At 74.3% G+C, this 15,610-nt stretch carries 15 protein-coding genes; 7 read left to right on the top strand and 8 right to left on the bottom strand.

Translation table 11 applies throughout. The features are described from left to right. Window positions 1-274: 274 nt before the first annotated feature. From FXF50_RS14065 to FXF50_RS14055, 3 genes are all read right to left on the bottom strand, one after another. A complete protein-coding gene (locus FXF50_RS14065) occupies window positions 275-2,341 on the bottom strand; it encodes a 3-hydroxyacyl-CoA dehydrogenase NAD-binding domain-containing protein (RefSeq protein WP_148427938.1) in 2,067 nt (688 codons plus the stop codon). Then, window positions 2,338-3,534, bottom strand: a complete 1,197-nt coding sequence (locus FXF50_RS14060) for a thiolase family protein (RefSeq protein ID WP_091311743.1) — start codon at window positions 3,532-3,534, stop codon at window positions 2,338-2,340. The genes FXF50_RS14065 and FXF50_RS14060 overlap by 4 nt, the downstream gene beginning before the upstream one ends. Before the next feature lie 104 nt (window positions 3,535-3,638). Beyond that, window positions 3,639-4,961, bottom strand: coding sequence for a ribonuclease D (locus FXF50_RS14055; RefSeq protein WP_148427936.1), 1,323 nt, complete (start codon window positions 4,959-4,961; stop codon window positions 3,639-3,641). A 228-nt stretch (window positions 4,962-5,189) separates the two neighbouring features. Between FXF50_RS14055 and FXF50_RS14050 the strand changes: the two genes are divergently transcribed. Together FXF50_RS14050 and FXF50_RS14045 are read left to right on the top strand one after the other, a co-directional pair. Further along, on the top strand, window positions 5,190-6,509 hold the full coding sequence (locus tag FXF50_RS14050) for a S1C family serine protease (RefSeq protein WP_148427934.1): 1,320 nt from the start codon (window positions 5,190-5,192) through the stop codon (window positions 6,507-6,509). Window positions 6,510-6,631: 122 nt separating this feature from the next. Next, window positions 6,632-7,489, top strand: coding sequence for a hypothetical protein (locus FXF50_RS14045; RefSeq protein WP_148427932.1), 858 nt, complete (start codon window positions 6,632-6,634; stop codon window positions 7,487-7,489). Between the two features lie 82 nt (window positions 7,490-7,571). Here the strand turns inward: FXF50_RS14045 and FXF50_RS14040 are convergent, their stop codons facing one another. After that, window positions 7,572-8,144, bottom strand: a complete 573-nt coding sequence (locus FXF50_RS14040; protein WP_148427930.1) for a DUF3000 domain-containing protein — start codon at window positions 8,142-8,144, stop codon at window positions 7,572-7,574. Window positions 8,145-8,305: 161 nt separating this feature from the next. Here FXF50_RS14040 and hemE point away from each other — a divergent pair, with 161 nt between their 5' ends. Genes hemE through hemQ form a run of 3 tightly spaced genes read left to right on the top strand, consistent with a single transcriptional unit; the run spans window position 8,306 to window position 11,569 of the window. Beyond that, a complete protein-coding gene (gene hemE, locus FXF50_RS14035) occupies window positions 8,306-9,448 on the top strand; it encodes a uroporphyrinogen decarboxylase (protein WP_148427928.1) in 1,143 nt (380 codons plus the stop codon). Window positions 9,449-9,461: 13 nt separating this feature from the next. Next, window positions 9,462-10,871 (top strand): protoporphyrinogen oxidase, encoded by a 1,410-nt coding sequence (gene hemG / locus FXF50_RS14030; RefSeq protein ID WP_148427926.1) that lies wholly within the window; start codon window positions 9,462-9,464, stop codon window positions 10,869-10,871. After that, window positions 10,868-11,569 (top strand): hydrogen peroxide-dependent heme synthase, encoded by a 702-nt coding sequence (gene hemQ, locus FXF50_RS14025; RefSeq protein ID WP_148427924.1) that lies wholly within the window; start codon window positions 10,868-10,870, stop codon window positions 11,567-11,569. The genes hemG and hemQ overlap by 4 nt, the downstream gene beginning before the upstream one ends. A gap of 47 nt (window positions 11,570-11,616) precedes the next feature. Here hemQ and FXF50_RS14020 read toward each other — a convergent pair whose 3' ends face one another. From FXF50_RS14020 to FXF50_RS14010, 3 genes are all read right to left on the bottom strand, one after another. After that, window positions 11,617-12,717, bottom strand: coding sequence for a lytic polysaccharide monooxygenase (locus tag FXF50_RS14020; protein WP_148427922.1), 1,101 nt, complete (start codon window positions 12,715-12,717; stop codon window positions 11,617-11,619). 128 nt (window positions 12,718-12,845) lie between these two features. Then, window positions 12,846-13,295, bottom strand: a complete 450-nt coding sequence (locus FXF50_RS14015) for a GNAT family N-acetyltransferase (RefSeq protein WP_148427921.1) — start codon at window positions 13,293-13,295, stop codon at window positions 12,846-12,848. A 31-nt stretch (window positions 13,296-13,326) separates the two neighbouring features. Then, complete coding sequence (locus FXF50_RS14010) at window positions 13,327-13,587, bottom strand: Prokaryotic metallothionein (protein WP_091269340.1); 261 nt, start codon at window positions 13,585-13,587, stop codon at window positions 13,327-13,329. A 156-nt stretch (window positions 13,588-13,743) separates the two neighbouring features. On the opposite strand from FXF50_RS14010, the gene FXF50_RS14005 reads away from it, so the two are divergent. Beyond that, window positions 13,744-14,019, top strand: a complete 276-nt coding sequence (locus FXF50_RS14005) for an isoamylase early set domain-containing protein (protein ID WP_148427919.1) — start codon at window positions 13,744-13,746, stop codon at window positions 14,017-14,019. A 21-nt stretch (window positions 14,020-14,040) separates the two neighbouring features. Here the strand turns inward: FXF50_RS14005 and msrB are convergent, their stop codons facing one another. Continuing rightward, window positions 14,041-14,451 (bottom strand): peptide-methionine (R)-S-oxide reductase MsrB, encoded by a 411-nt coding sequence (gene msrB / locus FXF50_RS14000; RefSeq protein ID WP_091311700.1) that lies wholly within the window; start codon window positions 14,449-14,451, stop codon window positions 14,041-14,043. Window positions 14,452-14,498: 47 nt separating this feature from the next. Between msrB and ligD the strand changes: the two genes are divergently transcribed. Further along, window positions 14,499-15,530, top strand: coding sequence for a non-homologous end-joining DNA ligase (gene ligD, locus FXF50_RS13995; protein WP_148427917.1), 1,032 nt, complete (start codon window positions 14,499-14,501; stop codon window positions 15,528-15,530). Window positions 15,531-15,610 lie beyond the last annotated feature (80 nt).

Here is a 15,610-nt window from a genome sequence, read left to right as displayed (position 1 = left end):
GATCGTAGCGAGCGACACCGACACGGCATCGTCCGACCAGTGCCGACGTGACGAAACCGGAACCGGGTCGTGACCGGGCCGATCGGGCGGTGAGCGCAGGGTGTCCGGTCGGTGACGACCCGGCGGCCCGTCGTGACCGGGCCGGAAACGCCGATCGCGGTGGCCGGACCGTCCGGGAGGGACGACCGGCCACCGCGCTCAGGGTGGAACGGCAGAGGGTCAGCCTGACGGCTCCAGGTCGCGGCGCGGCGTCAGACGCGCCGAGCTGGAGGCGTCACCGCAGGCTGGCGACCCCGCGGGGCAGGAACCGCTTGCCGGTGACCCGCTCGGAGGTGCCGGTCCGGTCCAGGTACGGCGTGACGCCGCCCAGGTGGAACGGCCAGCCGGCGCCGAGGATCATGCACAGGTCGATGTCCTGCGCCTCGGCGACGACGCCCTCGTCGAGCATGAGCCGGATCTCCTCGGCCAGCGCGTCCAGCGCGTTCTGCCGGACCTGCTCGGCCGTGAGCGGCTGGTCGCCGACCACGAGCAGCTTGGCGACGTCCTCGTTGACCTGGTCGTCGACCACGATCGGCTGGCCCGAGTCGGCGATCCGCTTGAGGTTCTCGCTGACGCCGAACCGCTCCGGGAAGGCGGCGTGCAGGGTGCCGCCCACGTGGTACGCCACGGCCGGGCCGACCAGCTGGAGCAGGGCGAGCGGGCGCATCGGCAGGCCCAGCGGGTCCAGCGCGCTGTTCGCCACGTCCAGCGGGGTGCCCTGGTCCACGGCGGCGAAGACGGTGCCGAGGAAGCGGGTCAGCAGCCGGTTGACCACGAACGCCGGGGCGTCCTTGACCAGCACGCTGGACTTCTTGAGCTGCTTGCCGACCGCGAAGGCGGTCGCCAGGGTGGCGTCGTCGGTCCGCTCGCCGCGGACGATCTCCAGCAGCGGCAGCACGGCGACCGGGTTGAAGAAGTGGAAGCCCACCACCCGCTCGGGGTGCTCCAGGTCGGCGGCCATCTCGGTGATCGACAGCGAGCTGGTGTTGGTGGCGAGCACCGCCTCCGGCTTGACGATCTTCTCCAGCTCGGCCCAGACCTGCTTCTTGACGCCGAGGTCCTCGAAGACGGCCTCGATGACGAAGTCGGCGTCGGCGAACACGGACTTGTCGACCGAGCCGCTGACCAGGCCGTACAGCTTGGCCGCGGTGCCCTTGTCCATCCGGCCCTTGCTGACGGCCTTCTCGATCTGGGCGTGCACGTAGCCGACGCCCTTGTCCACCCGGGACTGGTCCAGGTCGGTCATGACGACCGGCACCTGGAGGCGGCGGGCGAAGAGCAGGGCGAGCTGGCTGGCCATCAGGCCGGCGCCCACGATGCCCACCTTGGTGACCGGGCGGGCCAGGCCCTTGTCCGGCGCGCCGGCCGGCCGCTTGGCCCGCCGCTGCACCAGGTCGAAGGCGTACAGGCCGCTGCGCAGCTCCTCGGAGAAGACCAGGTCGGCCAGCGCCTCGTCCTCGGCCGCGGTGCCGGCCGCGAAGTCGGCGTCCTTCGCGGTCTCCAGCAGGTCCAGCGCCTTGTACGCGGCCGGGACCGCCCCGTGCAGCCGCTGGTCGAGGGTCTGCCGGGCGAAGTAGAGCACGCCCGCCCACATGTCCTTGTCGACCTCGGGCCGGGTCACGGTGACCTCGCCCTTGACGACGCCGGCGGCCCACTCCAGGGACCGCTCCAGGAAGTCGGCCGGCTCCAGCAGCACGTCCGCGATGCCCATCTCGGCCGCCTGCTTCGGCTTGAGCATCTTGTTCTGCATGAGCGGGTTCTGCAGGATCACCTGGGTCGCCGCCGGGATGCCGATGAGGTTCGGCAGCAGCTGGGTGCCGCCCCAGCCGGGCACCAGGCCGAGCGAGACCTCGGGCAGCGCCAGGGCCGCCGCGCCCGCCGACAGGGTCCGGTAGTGGCAGTGCAGGGCCAGCTCCAGGCCGCCGCCCATGGCCGCGCCGTTGACGAACGCGAAGGTCGGGACCTCGCTGTCCTTGAGCCGGGCGAAGACCCGGTGGCCGAGCCGGCCGACCTCCAGCGCCTGCTCGCGGTTCTCCAGCTGGGGAAGGCTGGTGATGTCCGCGCCGACGCAGAAGATGTACGGCTTGCCGGTGACCGCGACGAACGCCGGGTTCGCCGCCAGGGCGGCGGTGATCGCCTCGTCCAGGCTGGTCAGGCCGCCCGGGCCGAAGCTGTTCGGCTTGGTGTGGTCGAAACCGTTGTCCAGGGTGATGAGGGCGGCGGGACGGTCCAGCCCCGGTACGTTCACCTGGCGCAGCAGCGCCTTGGTGACGACCTCGTTCGGTGCGGCGAGCGCGCTCACTTGTTGCCACCCTCCCAGTGCGGGTTCTCCCAGATCACGGTGCCGCCCATGCCGATGCCGATGCACATGGCGGTGAGGCCGTAGCGGACCTCGGGGTGCTCGGCGAACTGCCGGGCGAGCTGGGTCATCAGCCGGACGCCGGAGGAGGCGAGCGGGTGACCGATGGCGATCGCGCCACCCCACGGGTTGACCCGCGGGTCGTCGTCGGCGATGCCGAAGTGGTCGAGGAAGGCCAGCACCTGCACGGCGAACGCCTCGTTCAGCTCGAACAGGCCGATGTCGTCGATGCTCAGGCCGGCGATGCGCAGCGCCTTCTCGGTCGACGGGATCGGGCCGACACCCATCACCTCGGGCTCGACGCCCACGAAGCCGTACGACACCAGCCGCATGCCGATCGGCAGGCCCAGCTCGCGGGCGGTCTCCTCGGCGACCACCAGCGCCGCGGTGGCGCCGTCGTTCAGGCCGGCCGCGTTGCCCGCGGTGACCTTGCCGTGCGGGCGGAACGGGGTCTTCAGGGTGGCGAGCTTCTCCAGCGAGGTCTCCCGGGGAGCCTCGTCGGTGGTGGCCAGGCCCCAGCCGGCCTCCGGGTCGCGGATCGCCACCGGCACCAGGTCGCCCTGGAGCTTGCCGTTGGCGTACGCCTTGGCGGTCTTCTGCTGCGAGGCGAGCGCGAACGCGTCGGTGCGCTCCTTGGTGATGTGCGGGACCCGATCGTGCAGGTTCTCCGCGGTCGCGCCCATGACCAGCGCGGACGGGTCGACCAGCTTCTCCGCGATGATCCGCGGGTTGGGGTCCACGCCCTCGCCCATCGGGTGACGGCCCATGTGCTCGACGCCGCCGGCGATGGCCACGTCGTAGGCGCCCATGGCGATGCCGCTGGCGACGGTCGTGACGGCGGTCATCGCGCCGGCGCACATCCGGTCGATGGCGAAGCCGGGCACCGTCTTGGGCAGGCCGGCCAGGAGCGCGGCGGTGCGGCCGATGGTCAGGCCCTGGTCGCCGATCTGGGTGGTGGCCGCGATGGCGACCTCCTCCACCTTCTCCGGCGGGAGCTGCGGGTTGCGCCGCATCAGCTCGCGGATGCAGCGGATCACCAGGTCGTCGGCGCGGGTGTTGGCGTACATGCCACCCGCCTTGCCGAACGGGGTGCGGACGCCGTCAACAAAGACGACATCCCGAACTTCACGGGGCACTGAGAGCCTCCCTAGCCGGCACTGGCGTTTCCCCGGATGCTACTCGTCAGTAACCAACGCCGACACCACCCCCCGTGTGGCCAACCCCACACCGGAGGGCGGGGTCAGGACGCGGGGAGGTGGAGCGCCCGGGTCAGCGCGGGCAGGAGGAGGCCCAGTTGCCACTCCCGCGCGCCGAAGGTGCGCAGGGTCTCCGCGACCGTGTCGTCGGTGATCTCCTCGGGGGGCTGCCAGGCCAGACGGCGGATGTAGTCCGGCGCGATCAGGTTCTCGGCGGGGAGGTTGTGGGCGGCGGCGGTGCCGACGACCACCTCCCGGCAGCGGGCCAGCCGGCCGGCGGCCACCGGGTCCCGCTCCGCCCACCGGTGCGGCGGGGGCGGCCCCTCCACCACCGGCGTCACCGGCAGTGCGTCGTCCGGCAGTTCGCGCGCCTCGTCCAGGGCCGCCAACCAGGTACGCGCCAGCCGGCGCACCGAACGGCCACCGAAACCGGGAAGGGTGAGCAGGGTCTTCTCGTCCTTCGGGTCCAGCTCGGCGGCGGCCACGATGGCCGAGTCCGGCAGCACCCGCCCCGGGGCGGCGTCCCGCCGCGCGGCGATCTGGTCCCGCGCGTACCACAGCGAACGGACCCGGGCCTGCGCCCGCGCGCCGCGGACCCGGTGGATGCCCGAGGTGCGGCGCCACGGCTCGGCGCGCACCCGGGGCGGGCGGGCGCCGTTGCGCACCAGCGCGGCGAACTCCTCCGCGGCCCACGCCGACTTGCCCTGCTTGTCCAGCTCCTCGTCGAGGGCGTCGCGCAGGTCCACCAGCAGCTCCACGTCCAGCGCCGCGTACGTCAGCCAGGACTCCGGCAGCGGCCGGCTCGACCAGTCCGCCGCCGAGTGGTGCTTCTCCAGGCTGTAGCCGAGCAGTTGCTCGGTCAGCGCGGCCAGGCCCACCCGCTCGAAGCCGGCCAGCCGGGCGGCCAGCTCGGTGTCGAACAGCCGGCGCGGGCGCAGACCCAACTCGGCCAGGCAGGCGAGATCCTGGCTGGCGGCGTGCAGCACCCACTCGGCCTCGGCGATCGCCTCGTCGAGAGCCGAGAGGTCGGGCAGCGGCAGCGGGTCGATCAGCGCCGTGCCGGAGCCCTCCCGGCGCAGCTGGACGAGGTAGGCGCGCTGGCTGTAGCGGTAGCCCGAGGCGCGCTCGGCGTCCAGGGCCACCGGGCCGGTGCCGGCCGAGAAGCGCGCCACGACCTCGTCGAGCGCGCTCGGAGCGGCCACCGGCGCGGGCGTGCCCTCGCGCGGCGCGGTCAGCGGGACAGGGCCGCCCACGGTGGGTTCGGTCCCCGCGTCCGCCGGCTCCGGCGCGGCCGACGACGGATGCGGTGAGGCCTCTTCCGTGCGGCTTTCGGCGGCCCGACGGCGCAGGGGTGGTTCGTCGGTCACCTGACAACCCTAGTGCGCCGGGCGATCCGGTGTGCGCAGCCGGTCGGGTGCGTGTCGGCCGGATGTCCGGGAGATGGCGTGACAGGGTCGGGTTGCACCGGGATGGCAGGGTCGGACATCGGGGAAGACAAACCCCGTTCACGCAGGTACGGTCCATCGAGCCGCGGACGGCCTCGATGGCTGTCGGCGCGCGTCGGTGGGGCGGTCACGGGGGAGGACAAGGCGATCATGACGGGCTCTTACGGAGCCGGTGACGGCGTGCCGGGGCAGGGCGGCGACGAGACGGCCGACCAGGCGCGGGCCGGGACCGACCGGCCGGGGCCCCTGCCGCCGCGCATCGTCCCGCCGACCGGCCACCCCGCGGTTCCCGGCCAGCCGGGCGGCTATCCCGCTCCGAACCTCCCGGGCGCCCCCGCCGCCAACCTCCCGCCGACCGGGTCCGGCGCGGGCTACGGCTCCGCGCCCGCCGCGCACGGCGGCGCGCCGAGCGCCGACCCGTCCGCTGCCCCGGCCACCTGGTCGGGTGCGCCGAACAGCGGCCAGTGGGGCGGCCCGGCCGCGCCCGCTCCGCGCGCCCCCGGCGGCTGGCCGCCCGGACAGCCGGGCGCGGCCTACCCGGCGCCGGGGTCCGGCGCGTCCTATGCGGGTCAGCCGACCTCCGGCCCGGCGGTGCCGGGCCAGCCGACCTCGGGCCCGGCCTATCCCGGGCAGCCCATGTCCGGCCCGGCCTACCCCGGCCAGCCGCCCGTCGGTCAGCCCGAGAGGGCCGGGCGGGGGCGTGGGTTGCCGGTGGTGGCGCTCGTCCTGGCCGGGGTCCTGGCCCTGGTGGCGGGCGTGCAGGCGTACCAGATCCACCGGCTGGACGACCGGCTCGCGGCCACCGACCGGCGGCTGGCCGAGGCGCAGGGCGCGGACGCCGGCCGGCTCGACGGCCTGGAGGAGCGGGCGGGGGTCCTGGAGAAGCAGGCCGGCGCCGCGTTCAACCCGGAGGCCGTGGCCAGCGCGGTGCTGCCCAGCGTGTTCCGGGTCCGGGCCGGCCAGTTCACCGGCACGGCCTTCGCCATCGGGAAGGCCCCGTCCGGTGGGGGCACCACGCTGCTCACCAACTTCCACGTGGTGGAGTCGGTCTTCGCCGCCGGCGAGCGCAAGGTCTTCCTGGAGCGCACCGACCAGCGGTTCGAGGCGACCATCGTCCAGGTCGACAAGGACAAGGACCTCGCCCACCTGCGCACCACCGCGAAGTTCACCGGCCTGGTCGCGGCGCGTACGCCGGTCAAGTCCGGTCAGCAGATCGTGGTGGTCGGCGCGCCGCTCGGCCTCCAGGACAGCGTCACCACGGGCGTGGTGAGCGCCTTCCGCAAGGACGAGGGCGGCTCCGGCCCGGTGATCCAGTTCGACGCGCCGATCAACCCCGGCAACTCCGGCGGGCCGGTGATCAACGGCGCCAAGGAGGTCGTCGGGATCGCCACGGCCAAGGCCCGGGACGCCGAGGGCATCGGCCTGGCCGTGCCGATCAAGACCGCGTGCGACCGGTTCAAGCTCTGCTGACCGGCGCGCCCGCCGGTGACCTCATCCCGGCGCCGTCGAGGCGTAGGCCCGGCCACGCCGACCGCAGACCCCGGCCCTGACGGGCCACCCCGCGGGGGACCAGCAAACCTGGAGGAACTGACATGTCCCAGCCACCGACCGGAGCGGGCGGCTACCCGCCCCAGCCGCCGGGGGGCACGGTGTACGGCGGCCCGTACGGGGGCCAGCCCGCGCCCCAGCAGTACGGGCCGGCCCAGCCCGAGCCCCCGCGGTACGGGGCGCCCCAGCCCGACCCCACCCTGCCCCAGCCGACCGCGCCGGTCCCCGGGCAGTACGCGCCGGGCGCCGCCCCGGTCCCGCCCACGGGCGCCCCGGGTTACCCCCGGCCCATGTCGGCCCCGCCGACCTCCGTCCCGCCGGTGTCCGGCGCCGGCTCGGTGCCCGGCTACCCGCAGCCCATGTCGGCCCCGCCGACGTCGGTCCCGCCGGTCTCCGCGCCGGGCTACCCGATGTCGGCCCCGCCGGTCTCCGCGCCGGGCTACCCGATGTCGGCCCCGCCCGCCCCGGTGCCGCCCTACGGCGCGCCCGCGGCGGGCGGCGGCAAGGGGCGGGCCGCCCTCGTCCTGGGCATCGTCGCCGGGCTGCTGCTGGTCCTGGGCGGCGTGATGACCGGCCTCTACGTGACCACCAACGGCAAGCTGCACAAGGCCGAGCAGCAGGTCAGCCAGCGGGACGGCACGATCACCGCGAACCGGCAGGAGATCGACAAGCTCAAGGGCGACCTCCAGACGGTCCGCGACAAGCTCGCCGACACCCAGCAGGACCTGACCGGCACCAAGAACGACCGGGACGAGCAGGCCCGGCAGAAGAAGGTCATCGCGAGCTGCCTGGACAAGCTGACCACGGCCATCGCGGCGGCGTCCCGGGGCGACAAGGCGGCCTTCGACGCGGCCAACAAGGGTCTCGACAAGGTCTGCGACGAGGCCGAGAACTACCTCTGATCCGGCTCCGCACGGGCCGCTCCGGGACACCCCGGGGCGGCCCGCCGCCGTGTCGGCCGGCGACGAGCGGGTGCGGGACGGGTCAGGCGGCGCCGGCGGAGCGGCGGGTGGGCAGCGCGGTCACGCCGGGTGGGGGCAGGCCGGCCGTCGAGGCCAGCAGCGTGCACCAGCCGAGCAGGTGCGGGGCCAGGTCGGTGCTGAGCGGCGTCCAGGAGGCGCGGATCTCGATGTCGCCCGCGGCGGGCGGCCCGGCCAGCTCGCCGAACCGGGTGGAGAGCGTCTGGGTGACCGTGCCGCCGATGGCCCGGTAGCGGGCCTCCTGCGCGTCGAGCGCGTCGGTCAGCCAGGTCCAGCCCACCCCCGGCAGCAGCGGGTCGCTGGCCAGATCGACCTCCAGCTCGGCGGTCACGTAGGTGACCAGCCGCAGGGTGCCCTGCCACGCCTCGTGCCCGGCCGGGTCGTGCAGCAGGATGAGCCGGCCGGTGGCCACCTCGTCGCCGTCGCGGAGCACCCCGGCGGAGAGCGCGAACGCGTAGGGGGCCAGGCGCTGCGGGGCGCCGACCTCCTCCAGCACGATCTCCGGGCGGCATGTCACCGATCGCAACCCCGCGACCGCGCGGGCGAACGTTTCCGGGAGCGCGATCGGGGGGGCCATGACGGCAGCCTATGCCGCCGCCCGCCCCGAGGTGTGACGGCGCGCCGGGCGGACGGTCACGATCATGGGCGCCGCAGCCGCGCCGGACACCGGAGGGTGGCCGGTCACAAAAGGTGACGGTGGCGGCGGGGGCCGCCCGGGCGCGTGGCACGATTGCCGCGATGACCACCGACACCACGGGCACTGCCGCCCGAGACGGAGAACCCCGCCGCGGCGGGCCGGCCGACTCGCCCTTCGTCCGCGCCTGTCGGCGCGAGCCGGGCCCGCACACCCCGGTCTGGTTCATGCGGCAGGCCGGCCGGTCGCTGCCGGAGTACCGCGAGATCCGGGCCAACGTGCCGATGCTGGAGTCGTGCCGCCGCCCCGAACTGGTCACCGAGATCACCCTCCAGCCGGTCCGCCGGCACGGGGTCGACGCGGCCATCCTGTTCAGCGACATCGTGGTGCCGGTGGCCGCCGCCGGGATCGACCTGGACATCGTGCCCGGCACCGGGCCGGTGGTGGCCGAGCCGGTCCGCACCGCCGCCGACGTCGAGCGGATCAACCCGATCGGCCGGGACGACGTGTCCTACGTGGACGAGGCCGTCCGGCTGCTCGTCGCCGAGCTCGGCGACACCCCGCTCATCGGCTTCGCGGGCGCGCCGTTCACCCTGGCCAGCTACCTCGTCGAGGGCGGCCCGTCGCGCACCCACGCGAAGACCAAGGCGCTCATGTACGGCGACCCGGAGCTGTGGCACGCGCTCTGCGCGCGGCTCGCCGAGGTGACGCTGGCGTTCCTGCGGGTGCAGGTCGACGCCGGGGTCTCCGCGGTGCAGCTCTTCGACTCCTGGGCCGGTGCGCTCTCCGAGGCGGACTACCGCCGCTACGTGCTGCCGCACTCGGCCCACGTGCTCGCCGGGCTGGCCGGCGACCGCTCCGGGTCGCGGCGCGGCGACAGACGCGCCGAGCCGGAGTGGTCGCCAGGCGTCCCGCGGATCCACTTCGGGGTGGGCACCGCGGAGCTGCTCGGCGCGATGGGCGAGGCCGGGGCCGACGTGGTCGGCGTCGACTGGCGTACGCCGCTGGACGTGGCGACCCGCCGGATCGGCCCGGACAGGGCCGTGCAGGGCAACCTCGACCCGGCCGTGCTGCTCGCCCCCTGGCCGGTGGTGGAGGCCGCGGTGCGCCGGATCCTCGACGAGGGGCGGGCCGCCCCCGGTCACGTGTTCAACCTCGGTCACGGCGTGCTGCCGGAGACCGACCCCGAGGTGCTGACCCGGGTGGTCGCGCTGGTGCACGAGCTGTCCGCGCGGCCGGCCGCGTAAGGGAGGGACGACCATGGCGCGACCGTGGCGGGTGGCGATCGTCGGTGGCGGGATCACCGGGCTGGCCGCCGCCGTCCGGTTGCGCGACCGCGCCCCCACCGGCACCGAGATCACCGTGTACGAGCAGTCCGGTCGCCTCGGCGGCAAGCTGCGCACCGGTGAGCTGGCCGGGGGCCCGGTCGAGTTCGGCGCCGAGTCGTTCCTCATGCGCGACCCGGCCGGCGGGGAGTCGGCCGCGGTGACCCTGATCCGCCGGCTCGGCCTGGCCGGGTCGATCGTGCACCCGACCGTCGGGCAGGCCGCGCTGGTGGTCGACGGCGGGCTGCGCCCGGTCCCGGGCGGCACTCTGGTGGGCGTACCCGGGGATCTGGACAAGGTGGCGGCGGTGGCGCGGCCGGCCGCGGCGGCCGACCGGGACGGCGGCGGGCCGCTGCTCCCGCCGGACGCCGACGTGTCGGTCGGCGCGCTGGTGCGCGACCGGCTCGGCGACGAGGTGGTGGACCGGCTGGTCGACCCGATGCTCGGCGGCGTCTACGCGGGCCGGGCCGACGACCTGTCGCTGGTCACCACCATGCCGGCGCTGGCCCGGGCGGCCCGGGTCGAGCACACCCTGGTCGGTGCGGTCCGCGCCGCGCAGGCCGCCGCGCCCCGCGCCCCGGGCGCACCGGTCTTCGGCACCCTGGCCGGCGGGCTGAGCACCCTGGTCGAGGCGGCGGCGCGGGAGAGCGGGGCGACGATCCGCCGGGACGCCGCCGTCCGCGAGCTGCACCCCACCCCGACCGGCTGGCGCCTCGCCGTCGGCCCCACCCGGGACCCCCAGTTCGTCGAGGTCGACGCCGTGCTGCTCGCCGTGCCGGCGCGCCCGGCCGCCCGGCTGCTCGCCGGCCCGGCCCCGGAGGTCGCGACGGCCGTCGGCGGGCTGGACTACGCCAGCGTCGCGCTGGTCACCATGGCCCTGCCCGAACCGGAGCTGCCGGAGCTGTCGGGCTTCCTGGTGCCGGCCACCGAGGGGCTGCTGATCAAGGCGTCCACGTTCTTCACCACCAAGTGGGGTCACCTGCGCCGGCCCGACGGGCTCGCCCTGGTCCGCGCCTCGGTCGGCCGGTACGGCGACGAGACCTCGCTCCAGCTCACCGACGACGACCTGGTCGCCACCGTGCACCGGGAGCTGTCGAAGGTGCTCGGCACCCCGCTGCCCACCCCGGTGGCCCGGCACGTGCAGCGGTGGGGCGGGGCCCTGCCGCAGTACACGCCGGGGCACCTCGGCCGGGTGGCGGCGGCCCGGACGGCGCTGCGCGCCGCCCACCCGACGCTGGCCCTGGCCGGGGCCGGCTACGACGGCGTCGGCATCCCGGTCTGCGTCCGCTCCGGCGAGACGGCGGCCGAAGAGATCATCACTGCACTGGGAGGATCGGCAGCATGACGGAGCAGACCAACGCGGCCCGGCTGCGGGAGCTCAACGAGACCATCCGCTACACCATGTGGTCCGTCTACCGGGCCACCAGCCCCCTCCCGTCGCTGCGCGAGAACGTCGTCGCCGAGGTCGAGTCGCTCTTCGAGGAGCTGGCCGGCAAGGACGTCACCATCCGCGGCACGTACGACGTGGCCGGCCTGCGCGCCGACGCGGACCTGATGATCTGGTGGCACTCGTCCTCCAGCGACGCGCTCCAGGACGCGTACCTGCGGTTCCGGCGCACCACTCTGGGCCGGGCGCTGACCCCGGTCTGGTCGCAGATGGCGCTGCACCGGCCGGCCGAGTTCAACAAGAGCCACATCCCGGCGTTCCTGGCCAACGAGGAGCCGCGCGCCTACCTCTGCGTCTACCCGTTCGTCCGGTCCTACGAGTGGTACCTGCTGCCCGACGCCGAGCGGCGCGAGCTGCTGGCCGAGCACGGCAAGATGGCCCGCGGCTACCCGGACGTGCGGGCCAACACGGTGGCCTCGTTCGCGCTGGGCGACTACGAGTGGATGCTCGCCTTCGAGGCCGACGAGCTGCACCGGATCGTCGACCTCATGCGGGACCTGCGGGCCTCCGGGGCCCGCCGGCACGTGCGCGAGGAGATCCCCTTCTACACGGGCCGCCGCCGCTCGATCGCCGACTTCGTCACCTGCCTGGTCTGAGCCGCGTCCGGCCGGGGCCGCGTACCGCGACCCCGGCCGGACGGCGGTCAGGCGACCGTCGTGCAGGAGAGGATCCCGGGCGCCGGGTTGCTCCCGCTCGACGAGCCGACGAAACCGAACGTGGTGCTCGCCCCCGCGGCCAGGGTGCCGTTGTAGGCCACGTTGCGTGCGGTGACCAACGTTCCGCTGGTGCTCACCGTGGCGTTCCACGCCGAGCCGACCTGCTGGCCGTTGGCGTAGTTCCAGCTCACCGACCAGCCGCGGACAGGTGACCCGCCGTTGGTCACCAGCACCTCGGCCTGGAAGCCGCCGCCCCACTGCCCGGTGATCCGGTACGTCGCCGTGCACGCCCCGGCCGGGTTCGGCGTGGTCGGCGGCGGCGTGGTCGGCGGAGTGGTGGTCGGGGGCGGCGTGGTGGTGGTCGGCGGCGGCGTGGTGGGCGGTGTGGTCGAGCCGCCGCCGAAGTCCACGTCGCTGCACAGGTAGTACGACTGGTCCAGGTGGCTGGCCTGCCAGATGGTGTAGACGACGTGCCGGCCGGTCCGGCCCGGCGCGTTCGCCGGCACCTGGATCGACACGCCCTGCGACTCCGGCGTCCACTGGCTGGCCGGGGTGTTGCCGATCTGGCCGACCAGCTCCAGGTCGCTCCAGCGCAGCGGCGTGGTCAGCGCGTTGTAGCCCTGCTTCGACACGTACACCCGGATGTAGTCGGCGCCGTGGCTGGCCTGGTCGTACAGCTTGATCCGGAAGTTGCTGGTGACCGGCGAGGTCTTCCAGGCGCCGACCGTGTCGAGGGCGTTGTAACGCCCGCTGGCGGTGTGCCCGGCGCTGCACAGCTGGCCGTCCGGGATGGCCGCCTGGTGGTTGCCGGCGACGCCCTCACGGAACAGGCCGTTCCAGTTCCACATGGCGTTCGGGTCGGCCTGCCAGGCCTGCCAGCACATCGGGTCCTGGGTGGCCATCGCCGGGTTCTGGAAGTCGCTGCCCCAGCGCTGCCAGCAGCCGTAGTTGCGCGACGCCGGGTCGACCACCGACCCGTGCGCCGAGGCCGGGCCGGACAGCGCGGTGGTGAGCAGCGCGGCGACGACCGCGCAGACGCTCAGGATCGCCGCCACGAGCGGGGCGCGGCGGCGGTGCGGAGTGGACATGTGAGCCTCCGGGGTGGGGATGTCGGTGTACGACGCCCGGACGGTGCGGGAGTTGCCCCCTCCCGCGGCTCGTGTGGCGGCTCCGCCTGGCACGCTGCCACAGGAAAGCGGTATCGGTCAATGTCTGCTCAGGCGGCGGGGCGGCCTTCCCGGCGCATCGGGGTGTGCGGGATGCCGTCCTCGACGTAGCCGGCGCCGCTGACCGCGAAGCCGTGGCCGGCGTAGAAGTCGACCAGGTGGGTCTGCGCCTCCAGCACGCACGGCCGCCCGCCCACCACCGCGAGGGCCTCCGTCATCAGCGCGCCGGCCAGGCCCGCGCCGCGGGCCTCCGGCGCCACCACGACCCGGCCGATCCGCGCCGTGCCGTCCGGGTCGGCCAGGATCCGCAGGTACGCCACCACGTCGCCGTCCCGGGTCAGCCAGAGGTGCCGGGTGCCGGGTTCGACGTCCCGGCCGTCCAGCTCCGGGTACGGGCAGGACTGCTCGACGACGAACACGTCGATGCGCAGCCGGAGCAGGTCGTGGAAGGTGCGCGCGTCCAGCTCGGCGAAGCTGGCCAGGTGGGACTCGACAGGCATCCCGCGATGGTAGGCCCGTCCCTCCGGGCCCTCAGGCGGGGCGGGCGCCGACCGCGTCGCGGACCTCGGCGCCCTGGGAGCCCTCGACCGCGCGGGCGCAGTGGGCGCAGCAGAAGAACCGGCCCGACACCTCGACGCCGTGCCCGACGATCTTCGTCTGGCAGTGCTCGCAGATCGGCGCCATCTTCTGGATGGCGCACTCGAAGGAGTCGAAGGTGTGCGTGGCCCCGTTGACCGTGCGCACCTCGAACGCCATCCAGTAGTCGTTGCCGCAGACCTCACAGGTAGCCATACGAAACCCCCCGAAAACGGACCCGTCATCCCAGGGTCGGCCAGCGGACACACCTCGGCAACCGAAACCGGCGAACCTGATCCGGCTCGACGGCGAGTCGCCCCCGGCGTGTCGCGCGTTAGACCCGGTGACCGCCTCGAACCTCGGAGGAACCCCTTGATCAAGCGCAACAAGCTCTTCGGCAACCAGACCCGGGTCACCTTCTGCCTGCCCCGGGACACCCCGCCCGGCACGGTCAGCGTGGTCGGCTGCTTCAACGACTGGCAGCCCGGCCGGCACGAACTGGTGGCCCGCCGCGACGGCACCCGCACGGTGACGGTTCGGCTCGGCCCGGGGGAGTACCGCTTCCGCTACCTCGCCACCGGCGGCGTCTGGCTGGACGACGAGGCCGCCGACGCGGTGGACGAGCAGGGCAGCCGCCTGCTGCTGTGACCGGCCGGCGGCCGCGCGCCGTCAACCCTGTCGCGGCTCCAGCCGGACCGAGATCGAGTTCACGCAGTGCCGGGTGTCCTTCGGGGTGAAGCCCTCGCCCTCGAAGACATGCCCCAGGTGGCTGTCGCAGCGGGCGCAGCGGATCTCCACCCGCCGCATCCCGAGCGTGTTGTCGGGGATCTCCTTGACCGCGCCCGGGATGGCGTCGTCGAAGCTCGGCCACCCGCAGTGCGAGTCGAACTTGTCCTCGCTGCGGAACAGTTCCGCCCCGCAGGCCCGGCAGTGGTAGACGCCGGGGGTCTTGGTGTCGACGTACTCGCCGGTCCAGGGGCGTTCGGTGCCGGCCTCGCGGAGCACCCGGAACTCCTCCGGGCTCAGCCGGACCCGCCACTCGTCCTCGGTGCGGGGCAGTTCATTGTCGGTAAGACTCACCGGTCAACGGTACGTCGGCCGTCGGTGGCATCGCATAGTGTCGCCCAATGGCTGGCAGCAAGGCCGCAGTCGAGGAGATCGAGGTCGCCGGGCATACCGTCCGGCTGAGCAGCCCCGACCGGGTGATCTTCCCGCAGCGCGGTTTCACCAAGGCGGACGTCTTCCACTACTACCTGTCGGTGGGCGAGGGGATCATGCGGGCCCTGCGCGACCGGCCCACCACCCTCCAGCGCTTCCCCGAGGGCATCGAGGGGGAGGCGTTCTTCCAGAAGCGGGTGCCGGCCCGCGGCGTACCGCCGTGGATCCGGACCGCGGAGATCGCCTTCCCGAGCGGACGCAAGGCGGCCGAGCTCTGCCCGGCCGACCTCGCGCACGTGGCCTGGGCCGCGCAGATGGGCACGGTGGTCTTCCACCCGTGGCCGGTGCGCGCCGCCGACGTCGACCGCCCCGACGAGCTGCGCATCGACCTCGACCCGCAGCCGGGCACCGACTTCACCCACGCGGTCACCGCCGCCGGTGAGCTGCGCGGGCTGCTGGACGAGCTGGGCGTGACCGGCTGGCCGAAGACCTCCGGCGGCCGGGGCGTGCACGTCTACCTGCGCATCCAGCCGCGCTGGACGTTCGTCGAGGTGCGCCGGGCCACCATCGCGCTGGCCCGGGAATTGGAGCGGCGCCGCCCCGAGCTGGTCACCACCGCCTGGTGGAAGGAGGAGCGGGGCAGCCGGGTCTTCGTGGACTTCAACCAGATGGCCCGCGACCGCACCATCGCCTGCGCGTACTCGCTGCGGGCCAACGGGCGGGCCACCGTGTCCACCCCGGTCGACTGGGACGAGCTGACCGAGGTCGACCCGGACGACTTCCACCTGGGCAGCGTGCCGGCCCGCTTCGCCGAGCGGGGCGACCCGCACGCCGGCATCGACGACGCCCCGTGGGACATCACCCCGCTGCTGGAGTGGGCCGAGCGGGACGCCGCCGCCGGTCAGGGCGACATGCCCTACCCGCCGGAATACCCGAAGATGCCCGGCGAGCCGAAGCGGGTGCAGCCCTCCAAGGACCGCGACCGGCCCCGCGCCGGATAACGATCACGTAACGCGCGCGAACCTTTCCCGCTCCCCGACTGGTCTTCCTGGTCGTCGGCCCGCCGGGGCCAGGAGAGGAC

This window comes from Micromonospora sp. AP08 (assembly GCF_008085935.1).
Taxonomy (GTDB): domain Bacteria; phylum Actinomycetota; class Actinomycetes; order Mycobacteriales; family Micromonosporaceae; genus Micromonospora; species Micromonospora chersina.
Note: the sequence above shows the minus strand (reverse complement) of the source record. Positions and strands in the feature narration are given on the sequence as shown.

Bases quoted from the DNA above. Each gene is read 5' to 3' on its own strand.
- FXF50_RS14020 (WP_148427922.1), bottom strand. From the start codon at position 12,717: ATGTCCACTCCGCACCGCCGCCGCGCCCCGCTCGTGGCGGCGATCCTG.
- ligD (WP_148427917.1), top strand. From the start codon at position 14,499: ATGGCTGGCAGCAAGGCCGCAGTCGAGGAGATCGAGGTCGCCGGGCAT.
- FXF50_RS14040 (WP_148427930.1), bottom strand. From the start codon at position 8,144: ATGGCCCCCCCGATCGCGCTCCCGGAAACGTTCGCCCGCGCGGTCGCG.
- hemE (WP_148427928.1), top strand. From the start codon at position 8,306: ATGACCACCGACACCACGGGCACTGCCGCCCGAGACGGAGAACCCCGC.
- hemG (WP_148427926.1), top strand. From the start codon at position 9,462: ATGGCGCGACCGTGGCGGGTGGCGATCGTCGGTGGCGGGATCACCGGG.
- hemQ (WP_148427924.1), top strand. From the start codon at position 10,868: ATGACGGAGCAGACCAACGCGGCCCGGCTGCGGGAGCTCAACGAGACC.
- FXF50_RS14045 (WP_148427932.1), top strand. From the start codon at position 6,632: ATGTCCCAGCCACCGACCGGAGCGGGCGGCTACCCGCCCCAGCCGCCG.
- FXF50_RS14010 (WP_091269340.1), bottom strand. From the start codon at position 13,587: ATGGCTACCTGTGAGGTCTGCGGCAACGACTACTGGATGGCGTTCGAG.
- FXF50_RS14015 (WP_148427921.1), bottom strand. From the start codon at position 13,295: ATGCCTGTCGAGTCCCACCTGGCCAGCTTCGCCGAGCTGGACGCGCGC.
- FXF50_RS14050 (WP_148427934.1), top strand. From the start codon at position 5,190: ATGACGGGCTCTTACGGAGCCGGTGACGGCGTGCCGGGGCAGGGCGGC.